The organism is Pseudomonas sp. LBUM1641 (assembly GCF_059716235.1).
Map to the genome: position 1 here is coordinate 5,054,141 of NZ_CP166815.1, position 16,179 is coordinate 5,070,319.

Annotated in this window: 11 protein-coding genes and 2 tRNA genes; 10 read left to right on the plus strand and 3 right to left on the minus strand. The window is 62.2% G+C overall.

Annotated features, from left to right (window positions below; genetic code table 11):
- Positions 1–185: 185 nt before the first annotated feature.
- From ACA046_RS23070 to ACA046_RS23105, 8 genes are all read left to right on the plus strand, one after another.
- On the plus strand, positions 186–1,997 hold the full coding sequence (locus ACA046_RS23070) for a di-heme-cytochrome C peroxidase (protein WP_497675063.1): 1,812 nt from the start codon (positions 186–188) through the stop codon (positions 1,995–1,997).
- A 31-nt stretch (positions 1,998–2,028) separates the two neighbouring features.
- Entirely contained in the window at positions 2,029–3,159 is a 1,131-nt protein-coding gene (locus ACA046_RS23075) for a catalase family protein (protein WP_497675064.1), read from the plus strand.
- A gap of 1,287 nt (positions 3,160–4,446) precedes the next feature.
- A complete protein-coding gene (gene kdpF, locus ACA046_RS23080) occupies positions 4,447–4,545 on the plus strand; it encodes a K(+)-transporting ATPase subunit F (protein ID WP_003219423.1) in 99 nt (32 codons plus the stop codon).
- A 107-nt stretch (positions 4,546–4,652) separates the two neighbouring features.
- A complete protein-coding gene (kdpA, locus tag ACA046_RS23085) occupies positions 4,653–6,359 on the plus strand; it encodes a potassium-transporting ATPase subunit KdpA (protein WP_497675065.1) in 1,707 nt (568 codons plus the stop codon).
- Between the two features lie 10 nt (positions 6,360–6,369).
- Positions 6,370–7,029 carry a K(+)-transporting ATPase subunit C gene (gene kdpC / locus ACA046_RS23090; protein WP_459022724.1) on the plus strand — a complete coding sequence of 220 codons (660 nt, stop codon included), beginning with the start codon at positions 6,370–6,372 and terminating at the stop codon, positions 7,027–7,029.
- Between the two features lie 11 nt (positions 7,030–7,040).
- A complete protein-coding gene (gene kdpB, locus ACA046_RS23095) occupies positions 7,041–9,113 on the plus strand; it encodes a potassium-transporting ATPase subunit KdpB (protein WP_459022726.1) in 2,073 nt (690 codons plus the stop codon).
- Between the two features lie 130 nt (positions 9,114–9,243).
- Positions 9,244–11,895 (plus strand): DUF4118 domain-containing protein, encoded by a 2,652-nt coding sequence (locus tag ACA046_RS23100; protein ID WP_318302754.1) that lies wholly within the window; start codon positions 9,244–9,246, stop codon positions 11,893–11,895.
- Entirely contained in the window at positions 11,892–12,584 is a 693-nt protein-coding gene (locus ACA046_RS23105; protein WP_003219430.1) for a response regulator, read from the plus strand. The genes ACA046_RS23100 and ACA046_RS23105 overlap by 4 nt, the downstream gene beginning before the upstream one ends.
- Here ACA046_RS23105 and ACA046_RS23110 read toward each other — a convergent pair.
- Positions 12,544–13,467 carry a LysR family transcriptional regulator gene (locus ACA046_RS23110; RefSeq protein WP_497675066.1) on the minus strand — a complete coding sequence of 308 codons (924 nt, stop codon included), beginning with the start codon at positions 13,465–13,467 and terminating at the stop codon, positions 12,544–12,546. The genes ACA046_RS23105 and ACA046_RS23110 overlap by 41 nt on opposite strands.
- A gap of 105 nt (positions 13,468–13,572) precedes the next feature.
- Here ACA046_RS23110 and ACA046_RS23115 point away from each other — a divergent pair, with 105 nt between their 5' ends.
- Positions 13,573–15,111 carry an MFS transporter gene (locus ACA046_RS23115; RefSeq protein ID WP_497675067.1) on the plus strand — a complete coding sequence of 513 codons (1,539 nt, stop codon included), beginning with the start codon at positions 13,573–13,575 and terminating at the stop codon, positions 15,109–15,111.
- On the plus strand, positions 15,086–15,856 hold the full coding sequence (locus ACA046_RS23120) for an APH(3')-II family aminoglycoside O-phosphotransferase (RefSeq protein ID WP_497675068.1): 771 nt from the start codon (positions 15,086–15,088) through the stop codon (positions 15,854–15,856). Before ACA046_RS23115 ends, ACA046_RS23120 begins: the two co-directional genes overlap by 26 nt.
- Positions 15,857–15,940: 84 nt before the next feature.
- Here ACA046_RS23120 and ACA046_RS23125 read toward each other — a convergent pair.
- Both ACA046_RS23125 and ACA046_RS23130 read right to left on the minus strand, forming a co-directional pair.
- Positions 15,941–16,017: transfer RNA gene (locus ACA046_RS23125), tRNA-Asp, on the minus strand.
- A 19-nt stretch (positions 16,018–16,036) separates the two neighbouring features.
- Positions 16,037–16,112, minus strand: a tRNA-Val gene (locus ACA046_RS23130).
- Positions 16,113–16,179 lie beyond the last annotated feature (67 nt).

Here is a 16,179-nt window from a genome sequence, read left to right on the forward strand (position 1 = left end):
CCACGACCAATGGCTACCGGCATGTGAGCAGGAAATTTCTGATAAGTTCACGTGTTTAAAAGCATTTTCATTCAATCCACGACCCTGCAACGGACAGCTGGAGCGCTGGAACCAAGCTCATGGCCACTTGCCGCACTGCTGGCCTGATGGCATAAGAACGCTAGAACTCGACAAGGATAGTTATCTTGCGCATTTTTTCCCGTGTTTTGCTGATGATTTTCATACTGCTGGGCCTGATCCTGGCGGTGGTGCTCTATTACGTGGTCAACCCGAAGCTGCCGGTTTACGTGCCGGTGGAACAGGTGCATTACCAGGATCAATGGAGCGCCGCAGATCGCCAGACGTATTACTTCACGCCCCAGGGCACCCAGGTCAAGGGCCTGCGCTATGACTGGTTCACTGCGCTGGAACTGCCGTTCTCCGAACAGCGTTTCGCCACACCCGAATACCTGGCGCGCTTCGGTTTCCTGGTAGACCCCAATCAAGTGCCCACCGCGCAAAACCCCGGCAACCTGCCGGTGGGTTTCGCCCGGCATAAAAACGCTGGCAGCAATGATGAGTTCCTCGACATCACGTGCGCCGCCTGCCACACCGGCCAGTTGAACTTCAAAGGCCAGGGCCTGCGGGTCGACGGTGGCCCGGCGCAACATGTGCTGCCGTCCAGCGTACCGACCCTGCGCGGCGGCAGCTTCGGCCAGGCAATGGTCGCCAGTTTGGCCTCGACCTACTACAACCCTTGGAAATTCGAGCGCTTTGCCCACACCGTGCTGGGCCACGACTACAACGACCAGAACGCCGCGCAACTGCGCCAGGACTTCAAGAAGTCCCTGAACAACTTTCTGAAAGTCGCCTGGAACGACACCCACCGCGGCCTCTACCCCACCGAAGAAGGCCCGGGCCGCACCGATGCCTTTGGCCGTATCGCCAACGCCAGCTTCGGCGACGCCATTTCCCCCGACAACTACCGCATCGCCAATGCACCGGTGGACTATCCGCAACTGTGGGACATCTGGACCTTCGACTGGGTGCAATGGAACGGCTCGGCCCAGCAACCCATGGCCCGCAATATCGGCGAAGCCCTGGGCGTCGGCGCCACCCTGGACTTCTTCGACAGCGCCGGCCAGCCTCTCAAGGGCGATGCGCGCTACGCCTCCAGCGTGCGGGTACGTGACCTGAACACCATCGAAGAAACCCTGCAACGGCTCAAGCCACCCACCTGGCCTGAAGACCTGTTCGGCGCCATCGACAAACCGTTGGCGGCCCAAGGCCGCGCGTTGTTCACCGAAAACTGCGCCGGCTGCCACGTACCGGCAGTTTCCCAAGTCGATGGCCGCCCGGTGCGCCAGTTGAAAATGCTCCCGGTGGAAGTCATCGGCACCGACCCCACTACCGCCAACAATATCGCTGACCACCGCTTCGACCTCAGCGCCCTGCAATGGGACCCGGCGGAGTTGGCGAAAATGAACGTCGAACTGCACCCCACCCCCACCGAGCCGCTGGACCTGCGCGGCATTTCTTCAGCCAAAGGCTTGGCGTACATCACCGCCTTTGTCGAAGACCACGCCTACCGTGCAGCCGGCGTGACACCTGCCGAACGTCCGCGCCTGGACGGCTTCGGCCTGCCCATTGGCGTGCGCGAATTGCGTGCCTACAAGGCACGGCCACTGGCCGGGGTATGGGCGACACCGCCGTTCCTGCACAACGGTTCGGTGCCGACGATCTATCAATTGCTCTCGCCTCAGGACGAGCGCAGCCCGACCTTCTATAAAGGCACCTTCGAATACGACCCGCGCCACCTGGGCTATCAAACCGCGGCGTTCCCCAACGCGTTCCTGTTCGATACGCGCATCACCGGCAACCACAACAGTGGCCACGAATTCCGTGCCGGGCAGCGTGGCAACGGGGTAATCGGCCGAGGCTTGCTGCCTCAGGAACGCTGGGCGCTGCTGGAATATTTGAAAGTGCTGGGTGGCCCGCTGGAACAGCAGCTGCCCTGACTCAACCGACTTCGCAGAAAAGGATTTTTAAATGCTCGCTCGACTTTGGCTGCGCCTCGGCGCGTTTCTTGGCAAGACCCTGTTGTGGCTGTTGGGCCTGGGCCTGCTGGGCTGGTTGCTGTCCACCCTGTGGTTCGCCTGGCAACACAGCGGCCCGGTGTCGCCGGATGAACAGATTCCACCGGGTGAAGCCGCCATGACCCAGGGCATCATCCAGACCGCGGTGCGCATCGTCGACCAACATCGCGAAGGCACGCGTTACCTGCGGGATGCGCATGCCAAGGCCCATGGCTGTGTAAAGGCCGAGGTCAGCGTACTGCCGGACCTCGACCCTGCATTGCGCCAGGGGGTGTTCGCGGAGCCCGGCAAGACTTGGCAGGCGATGATGCGCTTGTCCAACGGCAATGCGTATCCGCAGTTCGACAGCATCCGGGATGCCCGTGGCATGGCGATCAAATTGCTGGATGTGCCGGGCAAGCAACTGCTCGCGGATCAGCAGACGCGGGGTGAGCAGGACTTTGTGATGTTCAGCCATCCGAACTTTTTTGTCAGTGATGTGGCGGAGTATGCGCAGAACGTTTCGGCTCAGGCGGATGGCAAGAAGGTCCTGGCGTTCTTCCCCGGGGTGGATCCGCGCAGTTGGCAGGTGCGGCATCTGTTTATCGCGCTGGCGACGTTGGCACCGCCGCCGGTGAGTCCTACGCAGACGACTTATTTCTCGGTGTCGCCGTATAAGTTCGGGGCGGCGAATGCGAAGTTTCGGGTGGCGCCGGATCCCCAGGGCTGTCCTGCGTATGTGCTGCCTAAACAGAATCAGGACCTGCCGAACTTTTTGCGCAGTGCGTTGAATCAGCAACTGTCGACAGACCGGGTGGCGGCGTGTTTTGTGTTGCAGATTCAGCGGCAGAATCAGCAGAAATTTATGCCGATCGAGGACACCAGCATTGAGTGGAAAGAGAGTGATGCGCCGTTTGAGACGGTGGCCAAGGTGGTGATTCCGGCGCAGGATTTTGATACGCCAGCGTTGAATCTGGCTTGTGATAATCAGTCGTTTAATCCGTGGTTTGGAGTGGAGGCGCATCGGCCGATTGGGGGGATTAATCGGTTGCGTAAGGCGGTGTATGAGGCGGTCAGTGATTATCGGCATAGCCGGAATTTGTAGCTCTGCGGTGTTGGGTGCATATCCGTTGCTGCGGTCAGGGCTGCTATTGGTTCCGCTCTTACAGCGGGTCACTTTTGGAAAAGAGCCCCAAAAGTAACCAAAAGGGCTCTTGCCCCACCACTCGGCACCTCGCTTGGGCTCGGTGTGCCCTCACTCCGGCTTTGGAGCGTGGGCCGCCGCGATGGGCCATCCTTGGCCCAGCGCGGCTAACCCGGCGTCCTGCCGGGTTGCCCACGCTCCAAAGCCTGCGTTCGGCCAGCGTGGTTTAACGGGGCGCCTAAGATCAAGATCACAAGCAGATCAACAGCACAGCGGCCTACCGGCCGGCTTGAGTGTGGTGGAGCAACAGCAACAGCCAAATCAAAAGCTAAAGCGGGCACGGTCCAAATGTGGGAGCGGGCTTGCTCGCGAAGGTCGTTAACGATGACGCGGGCATCCTGAATGAACGCGGCGCTCTCAGGTTTTTCGCGAGCAAGCCCGCTCCCACAGAAAAGCAGCTCTGCTTTCGCTCTGGATCTGGCCTCTGCTTCTAACACTCAAGCCGGCCGGGAGGCCGCTGTGCTCTTGCTTTTGATCTTGATCTGACTGCCCCATTCATCCCGAGGACGAACGCAGGTATTGCGGAGCGGGTAAACCGGCAGGACGCCGGTTTAGCCGCGCCGGGCCATGGATGGCCCGTCGCGGCGGCCCGCGGAGTAATGCCGGAGTGAGGGAACACCGAGCCTAAGCGAGGTGCCGACAGGCGGGGCAGAGCGTTTTGGTTACTTTTGCGCTTTTCAAAAGTGACCCGCTGTAAGAGCGGAACCCTAAGTGGCCGTTACCTAAAAAACGGATATACACACAACAGCCACGTAAAGATTCCGTATAGATTCAACCCCAGCCATAACGTTTATGTCGTCTCTATTGAGCAACTAATCCCCCCTCCACTACTGTGAACTCCACACCAATCACTCCCGTAGGAAGTCATCGTGGAAAGTTCAACTTTAGGCATGATCGTCCTCTCAATGATCGCCCTGTTCGGCGCCGCCGCCTTCTGCTTCGAACAACTCGCCACCCGCGAATCAAAGAAAAAGAAAGCCAAATAAGCTGATCATCAAAAGCAGCAGAACCCCAGACTTTCAAGGGATACCCCGCCCCCGGGCTATCCCTTGTTTTCGTTCGTCCACCACAAAACTATCTATACACCGTCTCAATACCCAAACCCGCAATCAGTGCCCGAACTTGATACCCAACCTCTTAACCTCCCCGCGTCCGCAATCGCGGCTTATTAATCAGGGGAGTTCCACCGTGCTCACACTCAAGTTCATCTATATCGCCAGCGGCTTATGCGCCGTCGGGCTGTTCGCTTATCTGGGCTATGCCCTCATTCGCGCCGAAAAGTTCTAGGGAGCCCGCCATGTACGACGTGATTTTTGTAGGCCTCTCCCTGGTGTTTTTCGCCACGACAGCCATGGCCATTGTCGCCATGGGCAAGATTTGAACGGAGCCTCGACATGCTAAGCACTTTGCTGGAATTTGCGCTGGTCCTGGGGTTGATGACCGGGCTCGCCGTGCTGATGGGCAAGTGGCTGACCCGGGTGTTTACCGGAACCCGCCACGCCCTGCCGGAACGTTATACCTATCGCCTGCTGGGCATCGACCCGCTGGAAACCATGGGCTGGGCCCGCTACGGTTCGGCCCTGCTGTTGTCGAACGCGGCGATGATGCTGCTCGGCTATATCATCCTGCGGCTGCAAGCCGTCATGCCGATCAACCCACTCGGGCTGGCCGCGCAAACCCCGGACCTGGCGTTCAACACCGCCGCGTCCTTTATCACCAACACCAACTGGCAGGCGTACTCGGGCGAAACCAGCCTGTCGAACTTCAGCCAGATGGCGGTGATTACGTTCCTGATGTTTGTCGGCGCCACCTCGGGCGTGGTCGCCGCTGCGGGTTTTATCCGTGGCTTGAGCCGCTCAAGCTCGGCGGATATCGGCAACTTCTGGGTCGACTTCACTCGCACCCTGTACCGCGTGATGCTGCCGCTGTGCGTGGGCATGGCCCTGGTATATGTGTGGCAAGGCATGCCGCAGACCTTTTCCTCCCAAGCCTTGGCCACAACGCTTGAAGGCGCGCAGCAACAACTGATTGTCGGCGCCGTGGCGAGCTTTGAATCGATCAAGCATATCGGCACCAACGGCGGCGGTTTCTTCAGCATGAACGCCGCGCACCCGTTCGAAAACCCGACGCCGCTGACCAACACCCTGCACATCCTCAGTATGTTGCTGATCCCTTCAGCACTGACTTACACCTTCGGCAGCATGCTGCTGCAACGCCGTCAGGGGTGGGTGTTTTTCGGCACCTTCCTGGTGATGTTCATCGGTTTCCTCGCACTGGTGTATGGCGCCGAGCAAAACGGCAACCCGCTGCTGACCCAGGCCGGTGCCAACCAGACGCTCTCCATCGAGCAAAGCGGCGGCAATATGGAAGGCAAGGAGCTGCGTTTCGGCATCGCCGACAGCAGTCTGTTTATCGCCACCACCACCGCGGCCACCACCGGTTCGGTCAACGCGATGCACGACTCATTGACCCCCATGGGCGGCTTCGTGCCCCTGGCGCAGATGATGCTCAACTGCGTGTTCGGCGGCGACGGTGTGGGCTTTATCAACCTGATCCAGTACGCGCTGCTGACGGTGTTTCTGGTGGGCATGATGATCGGCCGCAGCCCGGAATTCCTCGGCAAGAAGATCGAGGCCCGGGAGATGAAACTGGTGATGCTCTCGGTGCTCGCGCACCCCATCAGCATCCTCGGTTTCACCGCCCTCGCCGCCCTGTGGCCCGACACCATGGCCAGCCTGAATAACCTCGGCCCCCACGGTTTCAGCGAGGTGCTCTACGCCTACACCTCGGGCACCGCCAACAACGGTTCGGCGTTCGCCGGGCTGAACGCCAACACGCCGTTTTTCAACACCACCATTGGCCTCGCGATGCTGGTCGGGCGCTTCTTCACCATGCTGCCGATGCTCGCCGTGGCCGGTTCCCTGGCGATGAAAAAGACCGTGCCTGCCGGTGCCGGGACCATTCCCACCGCAACCCCGCTGTTCATGGTGCTGGTGGTGTTTGTGGTGCTGGTAGTCGGCGGACTGACTTTCCTGCCGGCGCTCGCGCTCGGCCCGCTGGTGGAGCAACTGCAGTTGCTGTCCGGCCAGACGTACAACTAAGGACACGTTGATGACGACTCAATCGATATTCAAAGGGCTGTTGCGCCCGGTGCTGGTTTCGGCGGTGTTTTTCATGGCGCTGACCGGCCTCGCCTACCCTATCTTCACCACCTTTGCCGCGCAGTTGCTGTTCCCGTTCCAGGCCCAGGGTTCGCTGATTGAACGCGACGGCCTGGTGATCGGCTCGGCGTTGATCGGCCAGGACTTCACCAAGCCCGGCTACTTCCACGGCCGCCCGAGCATGACCCTCGGCGCAGACCCGCAAGACCCGAGCAAAAGCGTGTCGCAGCCTTACAACGCCGGCTCCAGCGGCGCCAGCAACCTGGGCCCTACCAGCCAGAAACTGGTAGACCAGGTCGCAGCCCGAGTTAAAGCCTACCGTCAGGACAACGGCCTCACCGCCGACGCCCAGGTGCCGGTGGATGCGGTCACCGCTTCCGCCTCTGGCCTGGACCCGCATATCTCCGTGGCCAACGCGCGCATCCAACTGGCCCGGGTCGCCCGCCTGCGGCAGATCCCCGAAGCCGAACTGCTGCAACTGGTGAATGAAAACACCGCCGCCCGCACCCTCGGTTTGCTCGGCGAACCACGAGTCAATGTGCTGCAACTCAACCTTGCGCTGGACGCCCGCCTGCCTTCGCGCCAGCCCCCCATTGCGGCCAGTGAGTAAGAGATTCCCCCATGATCAAGAATGCTCGTTTACCTCTGTTTGATCGCGCCATCGTGCTCACCGCTTGCGGGGATGCGTTCAAGAAACTGCTGCCCCAGGCGCAGTGGAAAAACCCGGTGATGTTCGTGGTGTACCTGGGCAGCCTCCTCACCACGCTGCTGTGGTTCCAGTCCCTCAGCGGCCAGGGTGAAGCCCCCAGCGGGTTTATCCTGAGCATCAGCTTGTGGCTGTGGTTCACCGTGCTGTTCGCCAACTTCGCCGAGGCCCTCGCCGAGGGTCGCAGCCGCGCCCAGGCCGCCAGCCTGCGGGGGATGAAACGCCAGACCCTGGCCAAACTGCTGCAGCAACCCAAGCACGGCGCGGCGTGGCTGCCGACCGAAGCGACGCTGTTGCGCAAGGACCAGGTGGTGCTGATCGAAGCCGGCGACCTGGTGCCGCTCGATGGCGTAGTGATCGAAGGCGTGGCCTCGGTGGATGAAAGCGCAATCACCGGCGAATCAGCACCGGTGATCCGCGAAGCCGGCGGCGACTTTTCCTCGGTCACCGGCGGCACGCGGGTGTTGTCGGACTGGCTGGTGGTGCGCATCAGCGTCAACCCGGGTGAGTCGTTCCTCGACCGCATGATCTCGATGGTCGAATCCGCCAAGCGTCAGAAAACGCCCAACGAAGTCGCGCTGACGATTTTGCTGGTGGGCCTGACATTGTTGTTCCTGCTGGTGATCGCGACGCTGAGCCCATACTCGATCTTCGCCGTGGCCATGAGCGGCAGCGGCAGTGTGATCAGCGCCACGGTATTGGTGGCGTTGCTGGTGTGCCTGATCCCCACCACTATCGGCGGCCTGCTCTCGGCCATCGGCGTGGCAGGTATGAGCCGCATGATGTCGGCCAATGTGATCGCCACCTCTGGCCGTGCGGTAGAGGCGGCGGGCGACATCGATGTATTGCTGCTGGACAAGACCGGCACCATCACCCTGGGCAATCGCCAGGCCAGCAGTTTTCTGCCGGCGCCGGGCATCAAGGAAGCCGACCTGGCCGACGCTGCACAACTGGCGTCCCTGGCCGATGAAACCCCGGAAGGCCGCAGCATTGTGGTGCTGGCCAAGCAGAAGTTCGACATCCGTGCGCGGGACATCAATGCCCTCGGCGCAAGCTTTGTGCACTTCACCGCGCAGACTCGCATGAGCGGCGTCGACCTGCCCGAAGGCCGTGGTATTCGCAAGGGCGCCGCGGATGCCATCCGCAGTCATATCGAAGCGTTGGGCGGGAGTTTTCCGGCAGCGTTGCAGGCCAAGGTCGACGAAGTGTCGCGACGCGGCAGCACCCCGCTGGTGGTGTCCGACGGTTCAAAAGCACTCGGCGTGGTAGAGCTAAAGGACGTGGTCAAGGGCGGCATCAAGGAGCGCTTCGCCGAACTGCGGCGCATGGGCATCAAGACCGTGATGATCACCGGCGACAACCGCCTGACCGCCGCCGCGATTGCGGTGGAAGCCGGCGTGGATGACTTCCTCGCCGAGGCGCGCCCGGAAGACAAGCTGCAACTGATCCGCGACTACCAGGCCCAGGGCAAGCTCGTGGCCATGACCGGCGACGGCACCAACGACGCCCCGGCACTGGCCCAGGCCGACGTGGCAGTGGCGATGAACAGCGGCACCCAGGCGGCGAAAGAAGCCGGCAACATGGTCGACCTCGACAGCAACCCGACCAAGCTGATCGAAGTGGTCGAGGTGGGCAAGCAGATGCTGATGACCCGTGGCGCACTGACCACCTTCAGCGTGGCGAATGACGTAGCGAAGTACTTCGCGATCATCCCGGCGGCGTTTGTCGCGACCTATCCGCAGCTCGGCGCGCTGAACGTGATGCACCTGACCAGCCCCAACTCGGCGATTCTCAGCGCGGTGATTTTCAACGCGTTGATCATCGTGGCGCTGATTCCTCTGGCCCTGCGCGGCGTGACGTACCGGGCGATTGGCGCGGCGGCGTTGCTCAATCGCAACCTGCTGATCTATGGCCTGGGCGGGGTGCTGGTGCCGTTTGCCGGGATCAAGCTGATTGACATGGTGCTGACCGGGTTAGGTCTCGTGTAGCACCCGATCCACTGTAGGAGCGAGCTTGCTCGCGAAGGGCGTCAACGATAACGCGGGAAACCTGACACCCAACGGCGCTCTCCGGTTTTTCGCGAGCAAGCTCGCTCCTACAGTCCACTTGAGGAATGACATGCCCGCATTAAACGAAGAACGCCCCGACCCCGACGCCCTCCTCGCCCGGGTCCAGCAGGAAGAACAGGCCGCCTTGCGCGGCAAATTGCGTATCTACTTCGGCTCCAACGCCGGCGTGGGCAAGACCTGCGCCATGCTCGATGCGGCGCAACGGGAAGTCAGCCTGGGCCGCGACGTACTCGCCGGCGTGGTGGAAACCCACGGCCGCCAGGAAACCGCCGAGCTGCTCAACGGCCTCGAACAACTGCCCCGGGCCCACCGTGTGCACCGCGACTTTGCCCTCACCGAATTCGACCTCGACGCCGCCCTGCAACGCCATCCCGCCGTGGTGCTGGTGGATGAACTGGCCCACAGCAATGTGCCCGGCTCACGCCACCCGAAACGCTGGCAAGACGTGGAAGAACTGCTCAGCGCCGGCATCGATGTGTGGACCACCCTCAACGTCCAGCACCTGGAAAGCCTTAACGATCTGGTCAGCGGGATCATCGGCATTCGCGTACGGGAAACCGTACCGGACCATGTGTTCGACAACGCCCACGAAGTGGTCGTCGTGGACCTGCCGCCGGATGATCTGCTGCAACGCTTGAAGGACGGCAAGGTGTACCTGGGCCCCCAAGCCGAGCGCGCATCGCGGCATTTTTTCCGCAAGGGCAACCTGTTGGCCCTGCGGGAACTGGCCCTGCGCCGCACCGCCGACCGGGTCGACACGCAGATGCGCGTGTACCGTCGCGAACAATCGATCAAGACCCTCTGGCCCGCCCGCGAGCGGTTGCTGGTAGGCGTGGCCGGTGACGCCGGTGATGAGCGCCTGGTGCGTGAAGCCGCACGCCTGGCGCAAAAGCTTGAGGCGGACTGGATCGTGGTGCACGTCGCCTCCGCCCAGGGGCGCGGCGCCAAGCGTTACCTCACGGCGATGAAAACCCTGGCCCTGGCCAGCGAGTTTGGCGCCGACACCGCAACATTGCCGGGCATGGACGTCGCCGAAGCGCTGGCCGCCTGCGCCCGGGAACACAACGCCAATCGCCTTGTGCTCGGCCATCATCCGCGCCGGGCATGGCGGTTCTGGCACCAGTCGGTGGGCGACCGGATCAGCCGGCACCATCCGCAGATCGACCAGATCGTGATTGCCCACGGCGTGTTGCCGGGCACTGTTCCTGCCATTGAAAAACCCACGCCAGCGCCCGGCAGAACCCTGGCCTACCTCTGGGCCACCCTCGCCTGTTTCACCGCCAGCGCCATCGCCTCGCTGCTGCTGCAAGTGTTCGAGTTGGCCAACGTGGTGATGCTGTTCCTGCTCACGGTGGTGCTGGTGGCCCTGCGTTTTGGACGCGGCCCCGGCGTGTGGGCGGCGATGCTGGCGGTGCTGTGTTTCGACTTCTTTTTCGTCCAGCCGCGTTACTCATTTACCGTCAACGACACCCAGTATTTCTTCACCTTCGCGCTGATGCTCGGCATCGCCCTGATCACCGGGCAACTCACCGCGCGCCTGCGCCACGAAGCGCGCACCGCCGCCGCTCGAGAACGCCGCGCAACCTCACTGGCACGCCTGGCCCGGGACCTGTCGGCGGCGTTGACCGTGGAGCAAATCAGCGAAGTGGCGCTGCGCACCTTCAGCGGCGTGTTCGAAGCACGGGTCGGCCTGGCCTTGCCGGACGCCGCCGATGGTGTGCACAGCGTGGGGGCGGGCGGGTTGCCGATCGACGACAGCATCGCCCAATGGACCTACGACCACGGCCAATCCGCCGGCCAGGGCACCGACACCTTATCCGCCGCCAAGGGGTGCTACCTGCCGCTCAAGGCGCCGATGCGCGTGCGCGGCGTGCTGGTGCTGGAACTGGCGCAAAGCGAACGCCTCAACGAGCCCGAAGAACGCCGCCTGCTGGAAGCTTGCATGAGCCAACTGGCGATTGCCCTGGAGCGCGTGCACTTTGTCGAAGTGGCGCAAAGCACGTTGGTGCAGATGGAAGGCGAGAAGATGCGCAACACCTTGCTCGCGGCGATTTCCCACGACTTGCGCACGCCCCTGACCACACTGATCGGCGCCGCCGACACCGCCCTGCCCCATGCACCGCCGGGCCCGCTGACCGAGTTGCTGCACGGTATTCATGAGCAGGCGACCTCAATGCAACGCCTGATCGAAAACCTGCTGGACATGGCCCGCATGCAAGAGCGCGGCGTGCGGCTCAACCGGCAATGGCATTTGCTGGAAGAGATCGTCGGCAGCGCCCTGCGCCAGTTGCGTGAACCACTGGCCCGGCATGTGCTGCACACGACGCTGGATCCGCAATTGCCGCTGGTGGAAGTCGACGCGCTGTTGATCGAACGGGTGTTGGTCAACCTGCTGGATAACGCCGCCAAGTACACCCCGCCGGGCACGGTCATTACCGTGGCCGCCCGCGCCGTTTCGGACAGCATCCTGCTGGAAGTCAGCGACACCGGCACGGGCAGCGCGCCGGCCAATCTGTTCGAACCGTTTGCCCGTGGCCAGCAGGAATCCTCGGTCGCCGGGATCGGCCTGGGGCTGGCCCTGGCCAAACGCATCGTCGAAGCCCACGGCGGGCGCATCGAAGCCAAACCCGGCCGCGAGTGCGGCATGCATTTCGTCATCACTTTACCGGCGGGCACCCCGCCCCCAATGGACGCCCTATGAGCACTGCACGCATTCTGATTGTTGAAGACGAGGCCAATATCCGCCGTTTTGTCGGCATTGCCCTGCAGGATGAGGGCTTCCAGGTGTTCGAGGCCGACAGCGTCAAGCGAGCGTTGATCCACGCCTCCAGCCGCCAGCCAGACCTGGTAATCGTCGACCTCGGCCTGCCGGACGGCGACGGCAAACAGTTGATCAGCGAGCTGCGGGGTTGGCTGGCGGTACCGATCCTGGTGTTGTCGGCGCGGGATCGCGAAGAGGAAAAAGTCGCCGCACTGGACGCCGGCGCCGATGACTACCTGACCAAGCCCTTCGGCGTGCCCGAGTTGCTCGCGCGCATCCGTGCGCAACTGCGTCGGCACGGGCAAACCGGCACCGTGGCGGCCACCAGCAAGGTGGCGTTTGGTGATATCGAAGTGGACCTGGCGACCCATGAAGTGTGGCGCCAAGGCCTGCCGGTGCACCTGACGCCCATCGAATACCGCCTGCTGTGCGCGATGATTCGCGGGCAGAGTCGGGTGCTCACCCATCGGCAGTTATTGCTCGAAGTGTGGGGCCTGGATTACGTGGACCGCGCCCACTATCTGCGGGTGCATATGGCGCATCTGCGGCAGAAGCTGGAGGCCGACCCAGCCCAGCCGCAGTACTTCATTACCGAGTTGCAGGTGGGCTACCGACTGGTGGGCTTGTGAACAGGTGCGCGGCAGCGAAGTCGACAAACACGCGGATCTTCGGCGAGAGATGCCGGCTGGACGGCCACAGCGCCCAGAACTGCCCCTGGTCGTCGGAATGGCCGTCGAGCACGGTTTCCAGCTGGCCTTGGGCGAGTGCTTCGCGCGCCAGGAAGTCCGGCACGTAGGCAATGCCATGGCCGTCCATCGCGGCCCGGAGCATGGCTTCCATGTTGTTCAAGGTCAGGGCGGTGGGCAGGCGCAACTGGGTAATGGCCGGGTTGGCGGATAAGGTCCAGTCCAAGATTTTTCCGGTGGTGGCGAAGCGGTAACGCAAACACGGGTGATGCTCCAAATCGCTCAGGGACTCTGGCCGACCGTTGGCCCGCAGGTACTCGGGTGATGCACACAGCACAAACCTGAACGGTCCCAGTTTGCGGGCCATCAGGGTCGAGTCCGCCAGGCCGCCGCTGCGGATGACCACGTCGAAGCCCTCTTCGATCACGTCCACCAGGTGGTCGTTGAAGTCCAGCTCCAGCTCGATCTCCGGGTAGGCTTTGCGGAACGCCATCATGTGGGGAAAGAGGAAGCGATAGCCGATGGTGGGCAGGCTGACCCGCAGCTTGCCCCGAGGCGCCTGCATCGCATGGGAAAGCATGGCGCGGGCGTCTTGCAAATCATCGAGAATTTTCCGACACCGTTCGTAGAACAGCAGGCCTTCGGCGGTGAGGCTGACCTTGCGCGTGCTGCGGTGCAACAGCCGAACATTCAGTGACGCCTCAAGCTTGGCGACATTCTTGCCCACCGCCGACGCGGAAATCCCCATTGCCCGGGCCGCACCGGTGAAGCTCAGGGCCTCTGCCGTTTTGACGAAGGCGATCACGCCGCTCAGGTTATCGGTCACGTCATTGCATCCATCAAGTCCGTTATGAACGGAATGTAAGCCCGTTTATCTGTGATTGCATCCTGATTAGAGTCTTTTAATTTTCAGACTCGCGGGAATGCCCCTATGAACACGACAACCGAATCTGCGCCCGCCCATGGCCGATATTCCATCCTGGCCGCGATTTGCCTGGCTGCCCTGGTATTGCCCATGAGCTTTACCGGTGGCGCCGTCGCCACGCCTTTTATCGGCCAGGCATTTGCCGCCCAGCCCAGCCAACTGGCGTGGATCACCAACGCGTTCATGCTGAGTTTCGGCAGCCTGTTGATGGCCGCCGGCACCCTCGCCGACCTGTATGGGAGAAAGCGTCTTTTTTTGTGGGGCATGGCGCTGTTTACCGTGGTCTCCTTGCTGCTGGCAGTGGCACCGGGAATTTTCTGGCTGGATGTGTTGCGTGGTGTGCAGGGCGTCGCGGCAGCCACGGCACTGGCCAGTGGCTGTGCGGCGCTGGCCCAGGAGTTTGACGGCCATGCCCGTACCCGTGCCTTCAGTTTGCTGGGCACTACGTTTGGTGCAGGCTTGGCGTTTGGGCCATTGCTGTCGGGGGTGCTGATCGAACACTGGGGCTGGCGCTCGATTTTTCTCGGCAACGCGCTATTGGCCGGTATTTCGCTGCTGTTTGCCGCGCCCAAAATGCGCGAAAGCCGCGACCCGCAAGCGCTGCGGCTGGACACATCAGGCGTACTGACGTTTTCCGCGATGCTGGTGGCCCTGACCACGGCGGTGATCCTCGCCCCGGAGCACGGCTGGTCATCGCTGATGGTTGAATCTCTGCTGATAGCGGCGGCAGTGTTTTTGCTGGTGTTTATCCTCGTCGAAAATCACTCAAGCCAACCGATGCTGGAGCTGCGGCTGTTTCGCTTCCCGCGCTTTATTGGCGTGCAGCTCCTGCCGATCGGCACCTGTTACTGCTACATCGTGTTGATCGTGTTGCTGCCCCTGCGGTTTATCGGCGTGGAAGGCGCAAGCGCGCTGGACGCGGGTTTGATGATGCTCGCGTTGTCGGCACCGATGCTGGTGGTGCCGATGATCGCCGCATCGCTGACGCGCTGGCTGTCGGCAGGTGTGTTGTGTGCCATTGGCTTGCTGATCGCAGCGGCGGGCCTGTGGGGATTAAGCCTGGCCGACCAGCCTGGGCAGACTGTCGCTGCGATGCTGGTCATCGGGATCGGCACCGGGCTGCCGTGGGGCTTGATGGATGGCTTGGCGATCAGCGTGGTACCCAAAGAGCGCGCGGGAATGGCGGCGGGGATTTTCAATACCACCCGCGTGGCCAGCGAAGGCGTGGCGCTGGCGATCACGATGGCGGTATTGGGCGCATTGGTTGCGCACCACTTGCGCGGGAGCGCAGCGGCGGATGTTTCGGTGATTGCCCAAGCGCTGGTGATGGGCGATGTCCTGCAGGCCGGCACGACGATTCCGCTGGCGCAATTGCGCGCGGCCTACACGGCCGGGTTCAACACATTGCTCCAACTACTGGCCGGTTTCACGCTGGTAACGGCCTTGGTGGTCTTGGTGTTTTTACGGCGCCAGGATGCGGTGGATGGAAGCAATATGAAGAAAATGGAAGAATGCGCGCATGACTATTCCAAAAAAATGGCGTGACCAATTCCCCAACGCACTCATCGAGCCACAGACCATCGGCGAGTCGGGAGCCGACGTCTTCCGCCTGCGCTGCGGCAACGGTGAGGACCTGTTCCTGAAATCCGAGCCCATCGGCCCACTCGCCGAATTGCCCGACGAGATCAAGCGGCTGCGCTGGCTCCAGCAATCGAACTTGCCTGGGCCTGCCGTGCTGGATGTGCTCACGGAAAACCATCGCCACTGGCTGCTGATGAGCGCCGTCCCGGGGCAGGATCTGGCCAGCGCCAGCGACCTATCTGCGCCGCAGGTCATCCGCCTGGTGGCGAGCGCACTGCGCAGCCTGCACCAGGTGTCGATTGCACAGTGCCCGTTCGACCACTCACTGGAACACCGTATTGCGGCCGCCGGTAATCGCGTGAACGCAGGGCTGGTTGACGAGACCGACTTCGACGATGAACGCCTGGGCCGAACCGCCACGGATGTATTCGCCGAACTGCTGTCGACGCGCCCCGCCGCCCATGACCTGGTGGTGACCCACGGCGATGCCTGCCTGCCAAACTTCATGGCTGAGGGCGATCACTTCAGTGGTTTCATCGATTGCGGCCGCCTGGGCATCAGTGACCGTTATCAGGACCTTGCACTGGCCACCCGTAGCATCGAGCGCAATCTCGGAGCGGCCTGGGTGGCGCCGTTCTTCGAGCAGTACGGCGTCGAACCCGATGAGCAGCGCATCGCGTTCTACTGCTTGCTGGACGAGTTTTTCTAAACCCAAACCCCAGACAGCCAAAAGCCCGCTCAATGAGCGGGCTTTCCGTGGTACCTGGCGTTCAGCGTTCCAGGTGACCGAATATGGCGCAGCGGACGGGACTCGAACCCGCGACCCCCGGCGTGACAGGCCGGTATTCTAACCGACTGAACTACCGCTGCGCGTAACACTGGAAGCGAATGGTGGGTGATGACGGGATCGAACCGCCGACATTCTGCTTGTAAGGCAGACGCTCTCCCAGCTGAGCTAATCACCCTTCACTTTCGGTGTGGGGCGCATTCTATAGCAATTTTTCGTAATGTCATGATTTAAATGCAATTTAT

Excerpts from the sequence above, each read along its gene's own strand:
- ACA046_RS23075 (WP_497675064.1), top strand. The coding sequence starts at position 2,029 with ATGCTCGCTCGACTTTGGCTGCGCCTCGGCGCGTTTCTTGGCAAGACC.
- kdpA (WP_497675065.1), top strand. The coding sequence starts at position 4,653 with ATGCTAAGCACTTTGCTGGAATTTGCGCTGGTCCTGGGGTTGATGACC.
- kdpC (WP_459022724.1), top strand. The coding sequence starts at position 6,370 with ATGACGACTCAATCGATATTCAAAGGGCTGTTGCGCCCGGTGCTGGTT.
- kdpB (WP_459022726.1), top strand. The coding sequence starts at position 7,041 with ATGATCAAGAATGCTCGTTTACCTCTGTTTGATCGCGCCATCGTGCTC.
- ACA046_RS23100 (WP_318302754.1), top strand. The coding sequence starts at position 9,244 with ATGCCCGCATTAAACGAAGAACGCCCCGACCCCGACGCCCTCCTCGCC.
- ACA046_RS23105 (WP_003219430.1), top strand. The coding sequence starts at position 11,892 with ATGAGCACTGCACGCATTCTGATTGTTGAAGACGAGGCCAATATCCGC.
- ACA046_RS23115 (WP_497675067.1), top strand. The coding sequence starts at position 13,573 with ATGAACACGACAACCGAATCTGCGCCCGCCCATGGCCGATATTCCATC.
- ACA046_RS23120 (WP_497675068.1), top strand. The coding sequence starts at position 15,086 with ATGACTATTCCAAAAAAATGGCGTGACCAATTCCCCAACGCACTCATC.